We start from the raw sequence: 19,539 nt of genomic DNA on the forward strand, positions 1-19,539 counted from the left end.
GCTCACGAGTAGCGGAGGAATCTCAATTGCGCGGATGACGCAGCGCCTGCGCCAGCTCCCCGCGGGTAAACGGTTTTCGCAGTAGCGCCACCTCCGGCAGGGCCGGGTTGTGTGCCGGACGCAAATCCTGACCGCTGATCAGAAGGATACTCAACTGCGGGTAATGCTTTAGCGCATGGTTAACCACATCCACGCCGCTTAATCCACCGGGCAGCATGAGGTCGCTGATCAGAATGTCGATCTCTGAAGATGCGGCAAGCAAGTGCATCGCCTGCTCGCCGTTGGCGGCCTCCAGCGTCAGATAACCCAGCAGATGAAGCTGCTCACACAACGTCTGGCGCACATCGGCCTCATCTTCGAGCACCAACACCAGTTTCTCACCGCTGTTCGCCGCATGTTCCACCACAGGGATGTCCTGAGGCTGCACCGGCACAATAGCGCGCGGAAGCTGTAACCGGACCGTGGTCCCTTGCCCCGGCGCGCTCTCAATTTCCACCCGACCACCAGACTGACGCACAAAACCGTACACCATCGACAGCCCCAGTCCGCTGCCGCTGCCGGTCTGTTTGGTGGTGAAGAACGGTTCAAAGACCTGCGCTTTGATCTCCTGCGACATCCCACAGCCCTGGTCGGCCACCTCCAGCATCACCATGTCCTGCTTGCGTCCGTCGCTGCGCGTGACCCGCTGATTCCAGCTGCGAATTTTAATCGTACCCGCCTGCCCGTCCATCGCATCACGGGCGTTCATCACCAGATTAATAATGGCGTTTTCCAGCTGGCTGACGTCGATCCACGCCGGCCAGGCGGGTGACTGCGCTTCAATCTCCAGCGTCATCGTCGCCGGTAGCGAATGGCGCATCAGCTCCCCCAGGTTCTCCAGCAACGTTTTCAGCTCCACCGCATGTGGGTGCAGCGATTGCTTGCGCGAAAAAGCCAGCAGTCGCTGGGTCAGCAGCGCCCCGCGCTCGGCGGCTTTTAGCGCCCGGTTGATGCGCGGCGCATCGGGCGAGTCCGGACTGACCAAATCCAGACTGCCAATAATCACTGCCAGCAGGTTATTGAAATCATGCGCTAATCCACCCGTTAACTGCCCCACCGCCTTCAGCTTTTGGCTGTGCAGTAACGCTTCTTCCAGCCCCTGACGCTCGGTGCGGTCGATTTCCATCTGCGTCGTTTTTTCTTTCAGCAGCCGAGTGGTGTGTTCAAGCGACGCCGTATTGCGGGCAAACACGCTAAAGGCGCGCGCCAGCTCTCCCAGCTCATCGCGCCGCTGCAGGGCCGGCACGCTGACGTCCGATTCGCCATGCGCCAGCCGGGTCATCGCCCGCGAGATAGCCGTCAGGTTCGAGCCTAAGTTGCGGTAGATATACCAGCCGGCAAAGCCGGTGATCACCACCGCCAGCAGCGCAAAAATCATGATAAACAGCACGCCGGACTGTAGTTCCTGATGGCTTTGCGCCACCCGCTGTTCGGAGATACTCGCCACCTGTGAGACATACTGGTTGATATCGCTGTTGAGGATCGCCACCAGCGCTTTGATATGGAACATATACCAGCTGATTGCCAGGTCACTCTGCTCCAGCGCGGACGAAAGCGGCTCCAGCTTATGCAGTTCCAGGTTGAAGTCGCTAAGAATACGACTCACCAACTGGCTGGGGTTTTGCAGAACAAGCGCGGGCATCACGCCGCCCAACTGTTTAATTACCGAACGCGGCGTCGGCGTTTCAATAGCGGCAACGATCAGGCGGTCCATCTGCCTCAGCAGCGCGTCATCCTGCGCACCGGTGAGTTTTTGTAGATGGCGTAAATAACTTTGATTCTGGTACAACGAACTGAGCAGAGCATTACGTTCCAGATGCCGCAACTGCCCGCGCTGCAGCATGCCTTCAACACTGCTTTGCAGTTCGTTACTGCGCTGGATAATGCGCTCGACCAGCCCCGGTTCCTGCTGCGCCAGCGGGGCGCTGGCCAGCTGTTCCAGCGAATGCTTGAGCGCGCGCTGGGTCTCCTGTAGCCGTTCCGCTTCACCTTTGTATTCCAGCGCCCCCACGACCTGTGAGAGCCGCACCGCCGCCGTCGCGACGTTCGCCGTGTCGCGCGCCAGATTCATGCTGCCGGTCATGTCATCAACGGTTTGCTGTTGCACCTGTTCCTGGATCTGGCTGGCGTGCTGAAAGCCCAGCACCGCCACCCCGCTGACCATCAGCGTGACCGCCACCACCAGCAGATTGAAGAACAGCAATCGCCCGCGCGCACTGGCGAAAAAGTGACGTCCAGGTTGCGGCATATCACGCTCCATGAAGAAAAATCGCAATATGACAAATATGAACGGCTTCTGACATTTTGCATTTACATTCCTGTGATGGACTGCTGATATCGGCCACCCCGCAGGAGATCCGTTATGAGCAAGACACCGGTTCTGGAGATGCGCAACATTGCCAAAGCATTCGGCAAATTTTACGCGCTGAAAGGGGTCGATTTAACGGTGTGGTCCGGCGAAATCCACGCCCTGATGGGTGAAAACGGCGCCGGGAAAAGCACCCTGATGAAGATCCTCGCCGGGGCCTATACCGCCACCAGCGGTGAGATCTTAATTGACGGTCAGCCCTTTCATATTCGCGGACCCAAGGATGCGCTGAGCGCTGGCATCACGCTGATTTATCAGGAGATGCAGCTCGCGCCAAATCTGACGGTAGCAGAAAATATCTTTCTTGGCAGCGAACTGTCGCGCGGTGGTCTGGTACAGCGCAAAGAGATGGTGATGCAGGCGCAAAAGGTCATCGACCGGCTCGGGGCACAGTTTAAGGCCAGCGATCGGGTCATGACGCTGACCATCGCCGAGCAGCAGCAGGTCGAAATCGCCCGCGCCCTGCACCGTAACAGCCGCATCCTGGTCATGGATGAACCCACCGCCGCCCTCTCTTCACGTGAAACCCACCGCCTGTTTGAGCTGATCATGCGCCTGCGTGATGAAGGGATGGCAATTATCTACATCAGCCACCGCATGGCGGAAGTATATGAACTTTCGGATCGCGTCAGCGTGTTGCGCGACGGGCAGTACGTCGGCAGCCTGACCCGCGACAAGCTTAACGCCTCTGAACTGGTGCGCATGATGGTCGGCCGCCCGTTAAGCGATCTGTTCAACAAAGAACGCGATATCCCTTTAGGCAAGGCGCGCCTGAACGTGCATCACCTGACCGATGGCAACAAAGTCCAGCCGTGCAGTTTACTGGTGCGTTCCGGGGAGATTGTCGGCCTGGCCGGGCTGGTCGGCGCCGGTCGCTCCGAGCTGGCGCAGCTGATATTTGGCGTGCGCAAAGCCATCAGCGGCATGATTGAAGTCGACGGCGAGCCGGTGGTGATCCACTCCCCGCGTGAGGCCATCGATCACGGTATCGGCTTTCTGACCGAGAACCGCAAAGAACAGGGGCTGTTTTTAGAGCTGGCGGCGGCTGAAAACATCACCATGGCCACGCTGGAGCGTGACGCCAACTGGGGCATGCTCAACCGCAAAAAAGCGCAGACCATCTCCGATGACGCCATTCAGTTGCTCAACATCCGCGTACCCCACTCGCAGGTCCGCGCGGGCGGACTATCCGGCGGCAATCAGCAAAAATTACTTATCTCGCGCTGGGTCGCGATTGGCCCACGCATTTTGATCCTCGACGAACCCACGCGCGGCGTGGACGTCGGCGCCAAAAGCGAGATATACCGGATCATGAACGAAATGGCGCGCAAAGGTGTGGCTATCTTAATGATCTCCAGCGAACTGCCGGAAGTGGTCGGCATGAGTGACCGGGTGTACGTGATGCGCGAAGGCAGTATTGCCGGTGAGCTGAACGGACAAAGCATTACTCAGGAAAATATTATGACGCTGGCAACCGGCGTGAACGACTCCCATCATCAGGCGGTGTCCCATGAATAATCCAACCCCTTCCCAGCCGGTGGCCAAATCCGCCTCGGCGAAAAAAATGTTGATGGGCGATCTGATGCAAACGGTCGGTATCTTGCCCATTTTAATCCTGATTGTGGCGGTATTTGGCTTTATCGCACCCAACTTTTTTACCGAAAGTAACCTGCTCAACATCACCCGTCAGGCGTCGATCAACATCGTGCTGGCAGCGGGGATGACCTTCATCATTCTCACCGGTGGGATCGACCTTTCCGTCGGTTCCATTCTCGGCACCACTGCGGTGGCGGCGATGGTCGTGTCGCTGATCCCGGAGCTGGCACTGTTGTCGATTCCGGCGGCATTGATGCTTGGCCTGGCACTGGGGCTGTTTAACGGCGCACTGGTCGCCTTTGCCGGACTGCCACCGTTTATCGTCACCCTTGGCACCTATACCGCGCTGCGCGGCGCGGCTTACCTGCTGGCGGACGGCACCACGGTTATCAACTCCAATATCAGCTTCGAGTGGATCGGTAACAACTACCTCGGGCCGATCCCGTGGCTGGTGGTGATTGCGTTGGCGGTCATTGCGGTGTGCTGGTTCATTCTGCGTCGCACCACGTTGGGCGTTCATATTTACGCGGTGGGCGGCAACATGCAGGCCGCGCGGTTAACCGGTATCAAAGTGTGGCTGGTGCTGCTGTTCGTCTACGGCATGAGCGGGCTGCTTTCCGGCCTCGGCGGGGTGATGAGCGCCTCGCGACTGTACAGCGCCAACGGCAACTTGGGCATGGGCTATGAGCTGGACGCCATCGCCGCGGTGATCCTCGGCGGCACCAGTTTTGTCGGCGGGATCGGCACCATCACCGGCACGCTGGTGGGGGCGTTGATTATCGCTACGCTCAATAACGGCATGACGCTAATGGGCGTGTCTTATTTCTGGCAACTGGTGATCAAAGGGGCGGTGATCATCATAGCGGTGCTAATCGACAAATACCGTACCCGACACCATCAAAGTGCATAGACAAGCTTACTGGCCTACATATTCGTAGGCCTGATAAGCGCAGCGCCATCAGGCGTATAACAACAATACCCTACGTGAGGAAACGAGTATGCGTTTGAAGCCATTAGTTACCGCGCTCTGTGCTGGCGCACTGCTTGCCGCGACGCCGTATGTGCAGGCAAAAGAACTGAAATCCATCGGCGTAACGGTCGGCGATCTTGCTAACCCGTTCTTCGTGCAGATAACCAAAGGTGCAGAGCTGGAAGCGCGCAAGCTGGCGGGGGATAATGTCAAAGTGACGCTGGTGTCCAGCGGCTACGATCTCGGTCAACAGGTGTCGCAGATAGACAACTTTATTGCCGCTAAAGTCGACATGATCATTCTTAACGCGGCAGATTCCAAAGGCATCGGCCCGGCGGTAAAACGGGCGAAAGACGCGGGGATTGTGGTCGTCGCCGTTGACGTGGCAGCGGAAGGCGCTGACGCCACCATCACCTCCGACAACACCCAGGCCGGCGAAATGGCCTGTAAATACATCACCGACCGCCTGAAAGGGAAAGGCAACGTCGTTATCATCAACGGGCCGCCGGTTTCCGCCGTGCAGAACCGCGTAGAAGGCTGCCAGACCGAGTTCAAACGCCACCCGGACATCAAGGTGCTGTCGCATAATCAGAACGCGAAGGGCAGCCGTGAAGGCGGGCTGGAGATCATGACAGCTCTGCTGGCGGCCAATCCGAAGATCGACGGCGTGTTCGCCATTAACGATCCGACAGCGATCGGGGCCGATCTGGCTGCAAAACAGGCGCAGCGTAGTGAATTCTTTATTGTCGGCGTCGACGGATCGCCGGACGGCGAAGAGGCGCTGAAGCGGGAAAACTCATTATTTGTGGCGACCCCGGCACAAGATCCGCAGGTGATGGCAGCCAAAGCGGTCGAAATCGGCTATGACATATTGCAGGGTAAACCCGCGCCGAAAGAGCCCGTGCTGATCCCGGTGACGATGATCGATAAGAACAACGTCGGCAGCTATAAGGGTTGGACGGTGAAATAAGTCGCCACAACAACGCCGGATGGCGGCAAAAATGCCTTATCCGGCCTACAAGATCGCTATGAATTTGTAGGCCGGATAAGCGCAGCGCCATCCGGCATTATATTAAGGAGAATTCTGTCCATGAAACGCTCCGCAATAAATGAGATTCTGGGTCACACGCGCCAGTTTTTTTCCTTGCACGACGTGCATCTCCCACCCTTCGCCAGCTTCCCACCCACCCAATGGCGCAAACTCGACGCCGGAGCCTGGAGTGAAGTCTTTGACCTCAAACTCGGCTGGGACGTCACCGCATTCGGCGGTGATAACTTTGCCGCCCTGGGCTTAACGCTGTTTACCCTGCGTAATGGTTCACCAAAAGGCATGCCCTATGAGAAATGCTACGCCGAAAAAATCATGCACGTCCGCGATGGCCAGGTGACACCCATGCATTTTCACTGGCGCAAACGCGAAGACATTATCAATCGCGGCGGCGGTAATTTGATTGTGGAACTGTGGAACGCCGGAGTCAGAGAACAAACGGAAGACAGCGACGTCAGCGTAGTGATTGACGGCTGCCGGCAAACGCACGCAGCGGGCAGCCAGCTGCGCCTGACGCCAGGGGAAAGCATCTGCCTGACGCCCGGTCTGTATCATAGCTTCTGGGCCGAAGAAGGGTTTGGCGACGTGCTGGTTGGCGAAGTTTCTTCGGTTAACGACGACGATCACGATAACCATTTCCTACAACCCATCGCCCGCTATAACGACATTGAAGAAAACGAACCGGCGCTGCTGGTGTTGTGTAACGAATATCGCCTGTTCCGCTAACCAAGGAGCGCATTATGCCGTTGATTTCCCTCGCCGATGGCCTCGCCCATGCCCGCGAGCACCGCTATGCCTTAGGCGCGTTTAACGTTCTGGATTCGCACTTCCTGCGTGCGCTGTTTGCCGCCGCGAAGCAGGAACGATCGCCATTTATTATCAACATTGCCGAAGTGCATTTTAACTATATCTCGCTGGATTCTCTGGTTGAAGCGGTAAAGTTCGAAGCCGCACGCCATGACATTCCGGTGGTGCTTAACCTCGATCACGGCCTGCATTTTGAGTCGGTGGTGCGGGCGCTGCGCTTAGGCTTCAGCTCGGTGATGTTCGATGGTTCTACGCTGGAGTACGAGGAGAATATTCGCCAGACCCGCGAGGTGGTGAAGATGTGCCACGCCGTCGGCGTGTCGGTGGAAGCGGAGCTGGGGGCCGTCGGCGGCGATGAAGGCGGAGCGCTGTACGGCCATGCCGACGAGTCGCTGTTTACCGACCCGATGCTGGCACGGGATTTCGTCGACAGAACCGGCATTGATGCCTTAGCCGTCGCCATTGGCAATGCCCACGGCAAGTACAAAGGCGACCCCGAACTCGACTTCCCGCGGCTGGACGCCATTCGACAGCAGGCGGCAATCCCGCTGGTACTGCACGGCGGCTCCGGCATTAGCGACGACGATTTCCGTCGCGCCATCGAGCTTGGCATCCACAAAATCAACTTCTATACCGGTATGTCACAGGCGGCGCTGGCGGCGGTGGAGTCGCGGATGAACAACCGCCAGCCGCTGTACGACGAATTTGCTGAGCTGCTGTTGGGTATCGAAGAGGCCATTACCGATACCGTTTCCGAACAGATGCGCATCTTTGGCAGCGCGGGGCAGGCCTGATGGAACGCAGAGGCATTATCGCCGCAGGCAACATGCTGGTCGATCATGTGCATCAAATTGTGCAGTGGCCGGAGTGCGGCTGGCTGGCGGAGATCACCCACAGCGAACGCGCTACCGGCGGTGCGCCTCTGAACGTGCTGCTGACGCTGGCGAAAATGCACACCGGGCTACCGCTGCAGGCGGTGGGATTGATCGGTCAGGACAGCGATGGCGACTACATTATGGCGATGCTCGAGCAGTATCACGTGAATCGCCAGCACGTGCAGCGCACCACATCCGCCCCCACCTCGATGTCGCAGGTGATGACCGACCCGAGCGGCCAGCGCACTTTTTTTCATTCTCCCGGCGCAAACCGGCTGCTGGATCTGCCCGCCTTTGAGCAGCTTGATAGCACGATGAAAATTTTCCATCTCGGCTATCTGCTGCTGCTCGACAGCCTGGACAAGCCGGATGATACCTTTGGCACGCGCAGCGCTCGGCTACTGGTGCAAATGCGCGATAACGGGTTTGAAACATCGCTGGACCTGGTGTCGCGCAAGGGCGATCCGCGCTATCAGCCGCTGGTAATGCCAGCGCTCCGTCATCTCGATTATCTGGTGATTAACGAGCTGGAGGCCGGGGAATTCAGCGGGCTGGCGATCCGCCAGCCTAACGGTGAGCTGCATATCCCGCACATCGCCAGCGCTGCACGTGAGCTGCTGGACGCGGGCGTGCGCCAGCGGGTGGTGATCCACTGCCCGGAAGGCGCCTGGGGCGAAACGCCGGATCGAGACGGCACATGGATCCCTTCGCAGTATCTGGCGCAGAAGGAGATCGTCGGCAGCGTCGGTGCGGGGGATGCATTTTGCGCCGGATTTTTGTACGGCTGCCATGAGCACTGGTCGCTGGAAGAGAGTATCCGGCTGGCGCACGCCTGCGCGCGGGCCAGCTTGCTGTGCGCCAATGCCATCGATGGCGCGAAAACGCTGGCAGAGTTAAAAGCTGGGATGGCTGATGCCTGATGCGCTGCGCTTATCAGGCCTACGTAGCCATTATCGCTTTTGTAGGCTGGATAAGGCGTTTACGCCGCATCCGGCAACTGCACACGATCACGCCGCTTTTTCGTGATGCTGGACGTCAGCGGCAAACACGTACCCTAACCCGCGCAGGGTTTTAATCAGCATAGGCTGATGCGGGTTGGCTTCTATTTTGCGCCGCAGTCGCATGATTAACACGTCGATGGTGCGATCAAACACCTCGACGCTGTCGCTGCGCGTCAGTTCCAGCAGCTGCTCGCGGCTCAGCACCCGCCGGGCATTTTGTGCCAACGCCAGCAGCAGGCTGTATTCGCCCTGCGTCAGGTCGACTTTCAACTGCTGGGGATTACGCAACTGGCAGCCCGCGGTATCCAGATGCCAGCCATTAAAGGAAAGCCCGGTGGTTTGCGCACCCGAGCCTTCAGGCGTGAGCACGCCTACGCGTCTGAGCACCGCCTTCACCCGCGCCACCAGCACCCGCGCATTGAACGGTTTACCAATGTAATCATCAGCGCCCATTTCCAGCCCGACCACCACATCCGACTCACTGCCCATTCCTGTGAGCATCACTACCGGCAGGCCCGGCCTCATCTTTTGCACCTGTTGCAGCACCATCAGGCCGTTGGTGTCGGGCAACACCATATCCAGTAAAACCAGCGCAATATCCGGCTGAGTCTCAATGCAGCGCAACGCCGCCTGTCCGGTATGACAGGCCGTCACGGCAAAGACGTGTTCGCTCAGCACATCCTCCAGGAGTGCGCAGATTGTTACGTCATCATCCACAACCAGTATCGCCGGCTTCATTGTTTTTCCCCATCTCGCGCCAACTCAAATGAGTGTGAATGATTCTGCACAGAGTGACAGCGATAAGGCACAAGGACGTGCGGGAAACATAGCCCCGGTCACACTGCCGGGCCGTCACACTTGTAGGATTCGTCACGTCAAATATGACGACAGCCTGTTTTTCGTCAGGGTTTTGCGCAAATGATGCCCGTATTATCGGCCAATGCCCCTGCTAAAAACATGGCATAAAAGATGCATAACAAAAACGACAAGCGCGTATGCGCGATTTGATTAACTGGAGCGAGACCGATGAAAAAAGTCGTCACGGTTTGCCCATATTGCGCATCAGGTTGCAAAATCAACCTGGTGGTCGATAACGGCAAAATCGTCCGGGCTGAGGCGGCGCAGGGGAAAACCAACCAGGGTACCCTGTGTCTGAAGGGCTATTATGGCTGGGATTTTATCAACGATACCCAGATCCTAACCCCTCGCCTGAAAACCCCAATGATCCGTCGCCAACGTGGCGGCAAACTGGAATCTGTTTCCTGGGATGAAGCGCTGGATTACGTGGCAACTCGCCTGAGCGCCATCAAAGCGAAGTATGGCCCGGATGCTATTCAGACGACCGGTTCATCTCGCGGAACGGGTAATGAAACCAACTATGTAATGCAAAAATTCGCACGCGCCGTTATTGGTACCAATAACGTTGACTGCTGCGCTCGCGTCTGACACGGCCCTTCGGTTGCAGGTCTGCACCAATCGGTCGGTAACGGCGCAATGAGTAATGCGATTAACGAAATTGATAACACCGATTTAGTGTTTATTTTCGGGTACAACCCGGCGGATTCCCACCCTATCGTGGCGAATCACGTGATTAACGCTAAACGTAACGGGGCGAAAATTATCGTCTGCGATCCGCGCAAAATTGAAACCGCGCGCATTGCCGACATGCACATCGCGTTAAGAAACGGCTCGAATATCGCGCTGCTCAACGCTATGGGTCATGTCATCATCGAAGAAAAACTGTACGACCAGGCGTTTGTGGCCTCACGTACGGAAGGCTTCGAAGAGTACAGCAAGATTGTCGAAGGCTATACGCCGGAGTCCGTCGAAGACATTACTGGCGTGAGCGCACAGGAAATTCGTCAGGCTGCGCGTATGTATGCATCGGCAAAAAGCGCGGCTATCCTGTGGGGCATGGGCGTGACCCAGTTCTATCAGGGCGTGGAAACCGTGCGTTCACTGACCAGCCTCGCCATGCTGACCGGCAACCTCGGTAAGCCAAGCGTGGGCGTTAACCCGGTTCGTGGCCAGAACAACGTTCAGGGCGCGTGCGACATGGGTGCGCTGCCGGATACCTATCCGGGCTATCAGTACGTTAAATTCCCGGAAAACCGCGAGAAATTTGCTAAAGCCTGGGGCGTAGAAAGCCTGCCTGCCCATACCGGCTACCGCATCAGCGAGCTGCCGCACCGTGCGGCGCATGGCGAAGTGCGCGCGGCGTACATTATGGGTGAAGATCCATTACAGACCGATGCTGAACTGTCCGCAGTGCGCAAAGGTTTTGCGGATCTGGAACTGGTCATCGTGCAGGATATCTTCATGACCAAAACCGCCGCTGCCGCAGACGTTATTTTACCGTCTACGTCATGGGGTGAGCATGAAGGCGTCTACTCTGCGGCTGACCGTGGCTTCCAGCGCTTCTTTAAAGCAGTTGAGCCGAAGTGGGATCTGAAAACGGACTGGCAGATTATCAGTGAAATTGCTACCCGTATGGGCTACCCGATGCACTACAACAACACCCAGGAAATCTGGGATGAGTTGCGCGGCCTGTGCCCGGATTTCTACGGCGCCACCTACGAGAAGATGGGCGAACTGGGCTATATCCAGTGGCCTTGTCGCGACACCTCGGATGCCGATCAGGGCACGTCTTACCTCTTCAAAGAGAAGTTTGACACCCCGAACGGTCTGGCACAGTTCTTTACCTGCGACTGGGTTGCGCCAATCGACAAGCTGACCGACGAGTACCCGATGGTCCTGTCGACGGTGCGCGAAGTCGGCCACTACTCTTGCCGTTCAATGACCGGCAACTGTGCGGCGCTGGCGGCATTAGCGGATGAACCGGGCTACGCCCAGATCAACACCGCCGATGCTGAACGTCTGGGCATTCAGGATGAAGAGCTGGTGTGGGTTAACTCGCGTAAAGGTCGTGTCATCACGCGTGCAGCAGTCAGCGATCGTCCGAACAAAGGCGCGATTTACATGACCTACCAGTGGTGGATTGGGGCCTGTAATGAACTGGTCACCGAGAACCTGAGTCCGATTACCAAAACGCCAGAGTACAAGTACTGTGCCGTCAACGTTGAGCGCATTGCCGATCAGCGTGCTGCCGAGCAGTATGTGATTGATGAGTACACCAAGCTGAAAGCCAGTCTGCGCGAAAGCGCGATGGGCTGATCTGTCGGATGGCGGCATGAATGCCTTATCCGGCCTACGACCTGTTTCCACTGTAGGCCTGATAAGATGCGTTGGCATCGCCATCAGGCATTTTCCTTACAACGGTCTCCATTCGGAGGCCGTTTTTTTATGCAAATAATCTCTCTATACTGTTCGTTCCCTACTCTAAATCTAAAAATAAGATGAAACGACTTTTCGCCTTGATGGTGTTATTGACATGTTTTGCCCATGCCGAAGAACCAGGTAGCCAGTTCCTGAAGGCCGCAGAGGCTGGAGACCGACGCGCACAATATTTTCTCGCCGATACCTGGTTTAGTTCAGGCGATTTGAGTAAAGCCGAATACTGGGCGCAAAAGGCTGCCGACAATGGCGATTCGGACGCCTGGGCTCTGTTGGCACAAATTAAAATTACCAATCCAGTCAGTCTGGATTATCCGCAAGCCAAAACGCTGGCTGAAAAAGCGGCCCAGGCGGGCAGTAAGAGCGGCGAAATTACACTGGCACGTATCCTGGTCAATACCCAGGCGGGGCGTACCGATTACCCCAAAGCCATTACGCTGTTACAAAACGCCTCGGAGAATCTGGAGAGCGACTCAGCCGTTGATGCGCAGATGCTGCTCGGCCTGATTTACGCCAACGGCGTGGGCATTCCCGCAGACGATGACAAAGCCACCTGGTATTTCAAACGCAGCTCGGCCATTTCGCGTACCGGGTATTCCGAGTACTGGGCCGGGATGATGTTCTTAAACGGTGAGCAGGGTTTTATTGAAAAGAATAAACAGAAGGCGCTGCACTGGTTGAATCTGAGCTGTACGGAAGGGTTTGATACCGGCTGCGAAGAGTTTGATAAGTTAACGAACGGGTAGTGAAGGTGGATTGCCTGATAAGCATAGCGCCATCCGGCAATCCAGAGCGGGTTGCCGGATGGCGGCGTTGCCTTATCCGGCCTACACGGCGGTCTTATCAAATTTGCCCAATACTTCGCGCTCATAGGCCAGCGCTTTTTTACGGTCAAATTTGTGTTCCCACTTGGCGATAACCAGTACCGCCAACGCGTTACCCACCACGTTCAGCGCAGTACGCGCCATGTCGAGGATACGGTCAACACCGGCGATAAATGCCAGACCTTCCAGCGGAATACCCACGCTACCCAGCGTAGCCAACAGCACCACAAACGACACACCCGGCACACCCGCGATCCCTTTCGAGGTCACCATCAGCGTCAGCACCAGTACGATTTCCTGCCACAACGACAGGTCAATGCCGTACAGCTGGGCGATAAAAATCGCGGCGATACTCTGGTACAGCGTCGAACCGTCAAGGTTGAACGAATACCCGGTCGGCACCACAAAACTGGTGATGGAGGCCGGTGCGCCATAGGCTTCCATCTTCTCAATAATACGCGGTAGCACGCTCTCAGAGCTGGCGGTAGAGTAGGCCAGAATCAGTTCGTCTTTCAGGATACGAATCAGGATCCAGATGCTCAAACCGCACACGCGCGCCACGATACCGAGCACCACCAGCGCGAAGAACAGGATGGCGAAATGCACCAGCAGCACCAGCTTCGCCAGCGGCCACAGGGAGGCAAAACCGAAGTTCGCCACGGTGACGGCGATCAGCGCAAAGACACCGACCGGCGCATAACGCATCACCATGTGCGTCACTTTAAACATCGTTTCAGAGATGGAACGGAACACGGTCACCAGCGGTTCGCGGTGAGTGGCCGGCAGTGAAGACAGGCCCAGACCAAACAGCACCGAGAAGAAGATAATCGGCAGCATGTCGCCTTTCGCCATCGACGCAACGATGTTGGTCGGCACCAGTGACAAAATCGTACCCATCAGGCCATGCGCGTGGCTCTGCACTTCTGCGGTTGTACTTTGATATTTCGAAATATCCACGGTCGCCAGCTGCGACATATCGACACCGGTACCAGGCTGGAACACATTCGCCAGCGTGATGCCGAGGATAATTGCCACGGTGGTGATCACTTCGAAATAGATAATGGTTTTGGCGCCAATACGACCCAGCTGTTTGGCATCACCGACCCCGGCAATACCGACGATCAACGTGGAGATAACTATCGGCACAACAATCATTTTGATCAGGTGGATAAAGATATCCCCTGCCGGAGACAGCAGGTTAACTACCAGCCATTCGCGGCTGTCACTGTGATAATGCAGGTAACTCCCCAGCAAAATGCCCAGCACCATGGCGATCAAAATCTGCCAGGCCAGGCTGACTTTCAAATTTTTCATAACAACGGACTTCCTCGATGGAGCGCTATTTCACATATAACCTATGGGAATAGTACATACTGAAAGGGTATGAATTGTGTTGCGTTCGTTTATGGAATTTTTTAACGCTTATTATCATTATCATTTGCATGGCATTCAGCGCAACCCTTTAAGAACAGGGCCTTTAGCTGATTTTATGCATAAAAACGCGAGTTTATGCGGGTCATCATGAATAACTTTTTGTTATAAAAGAATATTCATTTGATAAAAAATGAAGAATTATGACTGTGCGTTTTTTTCGCTAATTTGTTCAACTGCTGTTTTTTTGCACAGCAAAAACGACGCAAATCACAAAAAAACAAAAATTATTTTTGTCGATTCTGCAGCAATTTCGCCATATTGATTGAGTCAATCAACTGAGCACGATCCACCCTCGGCGAGTTTAAATCGAGAACTTTTTGCCACTGCAAAATAGCCTGTGCATAGTCGGCCTGCATAAACGCATCAGCAGCCAGCAGCATCAGCGCGGTAACTTCTGTCGGGTCCAGCGCCAGCGATTTCTCAATCATCTCACGGGTTTGCGGCGTCATATGCTGCCCGGACTGATAGTACAGCACCGTCGCCAGTGCCGAATAGATCTCGGCGTTTTCACCGCGCAAACGCAGCGCCTGCTCATAGGCCAGTAGCGCATTATGATACGCGTTTTGCCAAAGATAATACTCACCCAGTTGCGCCCATTGCGTGCTGTCTTGCGGGTTGGCACGTATTTTTGACTGCAGCGAAAGCAGCTGTTTTTCCTGCATATTTTCATCAGAAAACGCATGTAACGGGTCAGCCAGTCGCGCCTGCTCCTGCTGGACCGCCTGCCATTTTGGCGACAACAAATACCCTCCCGTGCAGGCAATCACCATCAGCACAGCTATAGCGGCCAGGCGTTTTACCGGCATCGGACGCAACGGTGCACAACATTCAGGCTGACTCATCGTTCATCCTCTTCTACGCGCTGATGCGTTCTCACCCGCCAGATAATCACGCCCACCAGCAGCAATAACAGGCACGGCAGTGCCCACAACAACAGCGTCTGCTTATTGAGCGGCGGGTTATAGCGGACGAAATCACCGTAACGATCGGTCATCCACGTGGTGATCTCATGTTCACTTTTGCCCTCTGCCACCATGCTATACACCTGATGACGCATACTGACCGCCACCGGCGCATTGGATTCCAGTAAGTTTTGATTCTGGCACTGTGGGCAGCGCAACTGGCTGGCAATAGACAGCGCTTTTTCCTGCTGTTGCGGGTTGTCAAAACGCCAGGTGTCGACAACCTGGGCATGCGTAGCGAAAGTGATGAAAAACAAGACGATCGTTAAGAGTAAAAACTTTCTGCCGGATGGCGCTGCGCTTATCCGGCCTACGGTTTGCGTACCCTGTAGGCCGGATAAGGCGTTTACGCCGCCATCCGGCAACGCTGTGATTAATTTACGCATCGCGCTTTCTCCCCCGCCAGCCGCTGAGCAGCGCGCCGAATACCATCAGCAGCCCTCCGCCCCAAACCCAACGCACACCACTTTGCACGTACAAGCGCATGGCATAGCGCTCCGGTCCGGTTTTTTCGCCGATCACCGCGTACCAGTCGTGCAGCAGGTTCCAACGGATACCCGGCTCCATCATTTGCTGGCGACGCGCGGAATAGAAGCGTCTTTCGGGCTGCAGGCTGCCGATGCGTTTCTCATCCTGCCAGAGCGTAATCAGCGCCTTTTCACTGGTGTAGTTTCCTTTTGCTTCCAGAGAGAGGTGCTCAAAGCGGAAAACATAGCCTGCCAGTTCAACCTGCTGCCCAGGACTCAGATTCAGGCTCACTTCCTGGCGGCTCCCGCTGGAGAACACGATCCCTGCAGCAAAAACCAGCACGCCAGCATGCGCCAGCAGCGCCGGAAGCTGGCTTCGCAGCGGCACCTTCCGGCTTCTGATCGTCGCTATCACGATGACCACCAGCATCAGCAGGCCAAACGGCAGCGTTGCACGGTTGAAGTAAGGCGCGCCAACGGAGAGTCGTCCCCAACCAAACAGGCCGTAAATCATCGGATACAGCGTGCCAATCAACACGATAAGCAGCACCGCGCAAAACAGCAGCAGCGCGACCAGAATCATCATCTCACGCGACCAGCCGCCAAAACGTACCGTGTGACCGACGTCCCGCGCCCGCCAGGCATACAGACCGAGCGATGCCAGGCTTAACACGGTAAACAGCGCAAACAGCGGCGCAGCGCGGACGTTGTCCAGCGCAAAGGCATGAACAGAAACCAGTATGCCGGAACGCACAATCAGCGTGCCCAACAGCGATAAAATCAGCGTGACAATCGCCAGCAGCAGCGACCAGTGCGGGAAACCTCCACGCTGCCGTGAGACATACAGGCTATGCAGTAACGCACTGGCGGAAAGCCAGGGTAATAAGGAAGCGTTTTCTACCGGGTCCCAGAACCACCAGCCGCCCCAGCCCAGTTCACAATAAGCCCACCAGGAACCAAGGATGATCCCAAGCGTCAGGGCGCACCAGCCGGGCAGCGCCCAGCGCCAGCACACCCAGGCAGTCCGCGCGTTAAAGCCGCCGCGCAGCAGCGAAGCCAGCGCCACGCCGGCCGCCACCATCAGCCCACCGTAGCCCAGATACAGCAGCGGTGGATGCAGAATCAGCCCCAGGTGTTGCAGCATCGGGTTCAGGTCGCGCCCTTCAATTGCCGGCGGGAAGATGCGTACGAACGGATCGGACCACACCACCACGAACAGCAGCAATGACGCGGTCATCATTGACAAGACACAGAGGGTTAACGGAAATAGCGCGTCCGGCTCACGCCTGGAGCGCCAGGCGAACAGTGCGCTCCAGGCAGAAAGAAACAGCACCCACAGTAGCAGCGATCCTTCATGACCACCCCACACCGCCGCCAGCTTTAATCCCCACGGCAGCAGGCTATAGCTGTGCTGAGCTACGTAAACAACGGAGAAATCACTGGTCAGGAAACAGAACACCAGAATGGCAAAGGCCAGCAACAGCAGCGCAAACTGCGTCCACACGCCCACGCAGGCCAGACGCATAACGCCCTGCCAGCGCTGACGTACGCCCGTCAGCACGGCAAGCGGGGTCAACACGTTGACCCCGAGACTTAACAACAATGCCAGAAAACCGGCTTCAGGAAGGAGTACGTCCAGAAATCACCTTGCCCTACGCAACCGTCAGTTGCCCTGCATACAGAATGAAAAAGCGCAGCAGCAGCACGCCGGTCAGGCTGGCACCACACACTGCCAGCACACCGTGAAACGTCGGGCTGCGATTCGCCCACGGTTTCAGCAGCATCGGCAGGATCAGCCCCAACCCGGCCACGCCCAGCCAGAACCACCAGGTCCAGAAACCACCGCCCAACGCCGCAACCAGCGCGCGCATTTTGCCGTCATCGCCCAGCGCCAGCCCGATAAAGAACGCCGCCAGCAGGAAGATTTCCAGCCACACTACCGGGGTTTCCATGCGGTGTACAAAATGCGCCTCGGTGGTGTGCGGGTTACCGCGATGGCGCAATGCCATGGCGATCAGCGCCACCGCCGCACCGGACGAGATCCCGGAAAACAGGAACAGCACTGGCAAGATCGGGTTATTCAGGAACGGATAGGATTTCAGCGCCGACAGCAGGAACCCGGTGTAGGCCCCGAGCAGCACCGCCAGCACCAGCATCACTGTTTCCAGCAGACGATGGAACGGCGCGATCAGCGCCAGCAGTTTTGGCACGATCGTCAGACGAGGCACGAAGCGCTGTTGCAGGGCAATAACCTCTTTATCAAAGATTTTTGCCAGCCACAGCACCAGCACCACCATATACAACTGGAATAGCATGACCCCCATCGACATCACCGAGGTGAAGCTGTAGTGGAACATCAGTTTCCAGAAGGTCCATGGACGCGTCAGGTGCAAGACCAGGATCAGCAGGCCGAGAATAATCGCTCCCGGCCCGAGTACCAGCGTGGTACGCAGTAACGTACTGTCTGAACCGCCCGCTTCCGGATGCAGCCGTCGAAGCAATACCGACAGCGTCACCAGTCCGGCGGAAATACCGATCAGGAACAGATAGATGGCGATGGGCCAGTCCCACACCAGTGATTCAAAATGGAATGCAGAAGCGGGTGTCATTGGCTCACCTCCCCGTATTTAAAGGGAACGCGGTAGACCTTCGGTTTGGTGCCTAACGCCAGCTTGTAACGGTAGGTATTTTTCTGGTGCAACAGACGAGAGATCTCGCTGTTGGGATCGTCCAGATTACCAAACGTCAGCGCTTTCGTCGGACATGACTCAACGCAAGCAGGCTGCTTGCCCGCTTTCAGGTTGGTTTTACGGCAGAAGTCGCACTTATCTGCCGTCTTGTTGACCGGATGAATAAAGCGCACGCGATACGGGCAGGCGGCGATGCAATACTGGCAACCGACGCACAGATCCGGGTTCACATCCACAATGCCGGTGGCAGCATCGCGATACGATGCCCCCGTCGGGCAGACGTCAACACAGGGGGCGTGATCGCAGTGCTGGCACGAATGGCGGAAGAAGCGGTACTTCACATCAGGAAACGTCCCCAGCGGCTCGCTGCGAATAATCGTCAGACGCGATACGCCTTCCGGCACGTTGTTCACTTCCCGACAGGCATCCATGCAGGCGGTACAGCCGATGCATAATGATTCATCATGTATCATGCCGTAACGCACGCCGTTAATGTTTAACGTCTTCGCCACGACGCGTCCCGCCGTCCCGCTAACAGCCACCAGCGCGCCGACGCCGGTGATAAACTGGCGACGAGAGCAACTCATGGATGCTCCTTAAGCAAGGGAATCGACGCCGGATTAAAGTTTGGATTATTACGCTGATCGCTGTGGCAATCGACGCAAATCTTGATCCGTCCTTTATCGCTTAGCGTCTGCATCGTGTCTTGCTTCGGATGCAGTGAGTGACAGCTGGCACACGCTACTTTCGTCACGTGGACATCGTGCGGCCAGAACGCTTTTTGCAACTGCTCAGGCAGGTGACAGGACATACAGACGCTGTTCTGCTGCTCCACGTTGTACATCGGCTCATTAAAGCGCATCACATCCTTCACCCCTTCGCGGTGATTGGGTGACGGCTGGCCGTGACAGTTGGTGCAGGTAACCGGCAGTTTATTATTTGGGTTGATGACTTCGGCATGTTTACCATGCATGCCTTCGGTGTCTGGCTTGTGACAATCCAGACAGGCGGCATCCGGATTACGCTGTTGGGTGACCGTAAAGCGTTGATCTGAGTCCTGTGGCGTGGGGGTCGCGGCATTCCCGCACAGGCTCCAGAACAGGCCTGACGCCAGCACCCCAGCAGTTAATAACGAACGTAATACGCTCATATTCACTCCGTTGA

The 19,539-nt window shown here is 56.6% G+C and carries 15 protein-coding genes and 1 pseudogene; 8 read left to right on the top strand and 8 right to left on the bottom strand.

The genetic code is table 11. The annotated features are described in order from the left end of the window. Positions 1-22 precede the first annotated feature (22 nt). Positions 23-2,287 (bottom strand): hybrid sensor histidine kinase/response regulator, encoded by a 2,265-nt coding sequence (locus AC3ITF_RS20530; protein ID WP_117343583.1) that lies wholly within the window; start codon positions 2,285-2,287, stop codon positions 23-25. A gap of 114 nt (positions 2,288-2,401) precedes the next feature. On the opposite strand from AC3ITF_RS20530, the gene AC3ITF_RS20535 reads away from it, so the two are divergent. The 6 genes from AC3ITF_RS20535 to AC3ITF_RS20560 all read left to right on the top strand — a co-directional run bounded on the left by AC3ITF_RS20535 (position 2,402) and on the right by AC3ITF_RS20560 (position 8,623). After that, a complete protein-coding gene (locus AC3ITF_RS20535) occupies positions 2,402-3,925 on the top strand; it encodes a sugar ABC transporter ATP-binding protein (protein ID WP_489175983.1) in 1,524 nt (507 codons plus the stop codon). Continuing rightward, on the top strand, positions 3,918-4,913 hold the full coding sequence (locus AC3ITF_RS20540; RefSeq protein WP_115259679.1) for an ABC transporter permease subunit: 996 nt from the start codon (positions 3,918-3,920) through the stop codon (positions 4,911-4,913). The genes AC3ITF_RS20535 and AC3ITF_RS20540 overlap by 8 nt, the downstream gene beginning before the upstream one ends. A gap of 88 nt (positions 4,914-5,001) precedes the next feature. Continuing rightward, positions 5,002-5,943, top strand: a complete 942-nt coding sequence (locus AC3ITF_RS20545; RefSeq protein ID WP_096758671.1) for an ABC transporter substrate-binding protein — start codon at positions 5,002-5,004, stop codon at positions 5,941-5,943. A gap of 120 nt (positions 5,944-6,063) precedes the next feature. After that, positions 6,064-6,747: a D-lyxose/D-mannose isomerase gene (locus tag AC3ITF_RS20550; protein ID WP_489175984.1), complete on the top strand. Its 684-nt coding sequence runs from the start codon at positions 6,064-6,066 to the stop codon at positions 6,745-6,747. Positions 6,748-6,761: 14 nt separating this feature from the next. After that, the gene (locus AC3ITF_RS20555; protein ID WP_489175985.1) at positions 6,762-7,622 is read left to right on the top strand and encodes a ketose 1,6-bisphosphate aldolase; all 861 of its coding nucleotides are present in this window, start codon (positions 6,762-6,764) and stop codon (positions 7,620-7,622) included. Further along, positions 7,619-8,623: a carbohydrate kinase family protein gene (locus tag AC3ITF_RS20560; RefSeq protein ID WP_489176461.1), complete on the top strand. Its 1,005-nt coding sequence runs from the start codon at positions 7,619-7,621 to the stop codon at positions 8,621-8,623. The genes AC3ITF_RS20555 and AC3ITF_RS20560 overlap by 4 nt, the downstream gene beginning before the upstream one ends. Positions 8,624-8,710: 87 nt before the next feature. Here AC3ITF_RS20560 and AC3ITF_RS20565 read toward each other — a convergent pair whose 3' ends face one another. Then, complete coding sequence (locus AC3ITF_RS20565) at positions 8,711-9,442, bottom strand: response regulator (RefSeq protein WP_174361441.1); 732 nt, start codon at positions 9,440-9,442, stop codon at positions 8,711-8,713. A 288-nt stretch (positions 9,443-9,730) separates the two neighbouring features. Here AC3ITF_RS20565 and fdhF point away from each other — a divergent pair, with 288 nt between their 5' ends. Both fdhF and yjcO read left to right on the top strand, forming a co-directional pair. Then, complete coding sequence (fdhF, locus tag AC3ITF_RS20570; protein WP_115259684.1) at positions 9,731-11,878, top strand: formate dehydrogenase subunit alpha; 2,148 nt, start codon at positions 9,731-9,733, stop codon at positions 11,876-11,878. 182 nt (positions 11,879-12,060) lie between these two features. Further along, on the top strand, positions 12,061-12,744 hold the full coding sequence (gene yjcO, locus AC3ITF_RS20575) for a Sel1 family TPR-like repeat protein YjcO (protein WP_135912719.1): 684 nt from the start codon (positions 12,061-12,063) through the stop codon (positions 12,742-12,744). Positions 12,745-12,825: 81 nt separating this feature from the next. On the opposite strand, the gene gltP is transcribed toward yjcO, so the two are convergent. The 6 genes and pseudogenes from gltP to nrfB form a co-directional block, all read right to left on the bottom strand. After that, on the bottom strand, positions 12,826-14,136 hold the full coding sequence (gltP, locus tag AC3ITF_RS20580) for a glutamate/aspartate:proton symporter GltP (protein ID WP_096758683.1): 1,311 nt from the start codon (positions 14,134-14,136) through the stop codon (positions 12,826-12,828). Positions 14,137-14,480: 344 nt separating this feature from the next. Next, positions 14,481-15,098 carry a heme lyase NrfEFG subunit NrfG gene (gene nrfG / locus AC3ITF_RS20585; protein WP_096758684.1) on the bottom strand — a complete coding sequence of 206 codons (618 nt, stop codon included), beginning with the start codon at positions 15,096-15,098 and terminating at the stop codon, positions 14,481-14,483. Continuing rightward, positions 15,095-17,324: pseudogene (gene nrfF / locus AC3ITF_RS20590) on the bottom strand (heme lyase NrfEFG subunit NrfF). The gene nrfG and the pseudogene nrfF overlap by 4 nt, the downstream one beginning before the upstream one ends. Positions 17,325-17,337: 13 nt before the next feature. Beyond that, positions 17,338-18,294, bottom strand: coding sequence for a cytochrome c nitrite reductase subunit NrfD (gene nrfD, locus AC3ITF_RS20595; protein ID WP_096758687.1), 957 nt, complete (start codon positions 18,292-18,294; stop codon positions 17,338-17,340). Continuing rightward, a complete protein-coding gene (gene nrfC, locus AC3ITF_RS20600) occupies positions 18,291-18,962 on the bottom strand; it encodes a cytochrome c nitrite reductase Fe-S protein (RefSeq protein WP_135912720.1) in 672 nt (223 codons plus the stop codon). Before nrfC ends, nrfD begins: the two co-directional genes overlap by 4 nt. Continuing rightward, complete coding sequence (gene nrfB, locus AC3ITF_RS20605; protein ID WP_146718042.1) at positions 18,959-19,525, bottom strand: cytochrome c nitrite reductase pentaheme subunit; 567 nt, start codon at positions 19,523-19,525, stop codon at positions 18,959-18,961. The genes nrfC and nrfB overlap by 4 nt, the downstream gene beginning before the upstream one ends. Positions 19,526-19,539: the final 14 nt, after the last annotated feature.

Source organism: Citrobacter sp. KH_055_1 (assembly GCF_057838705.1).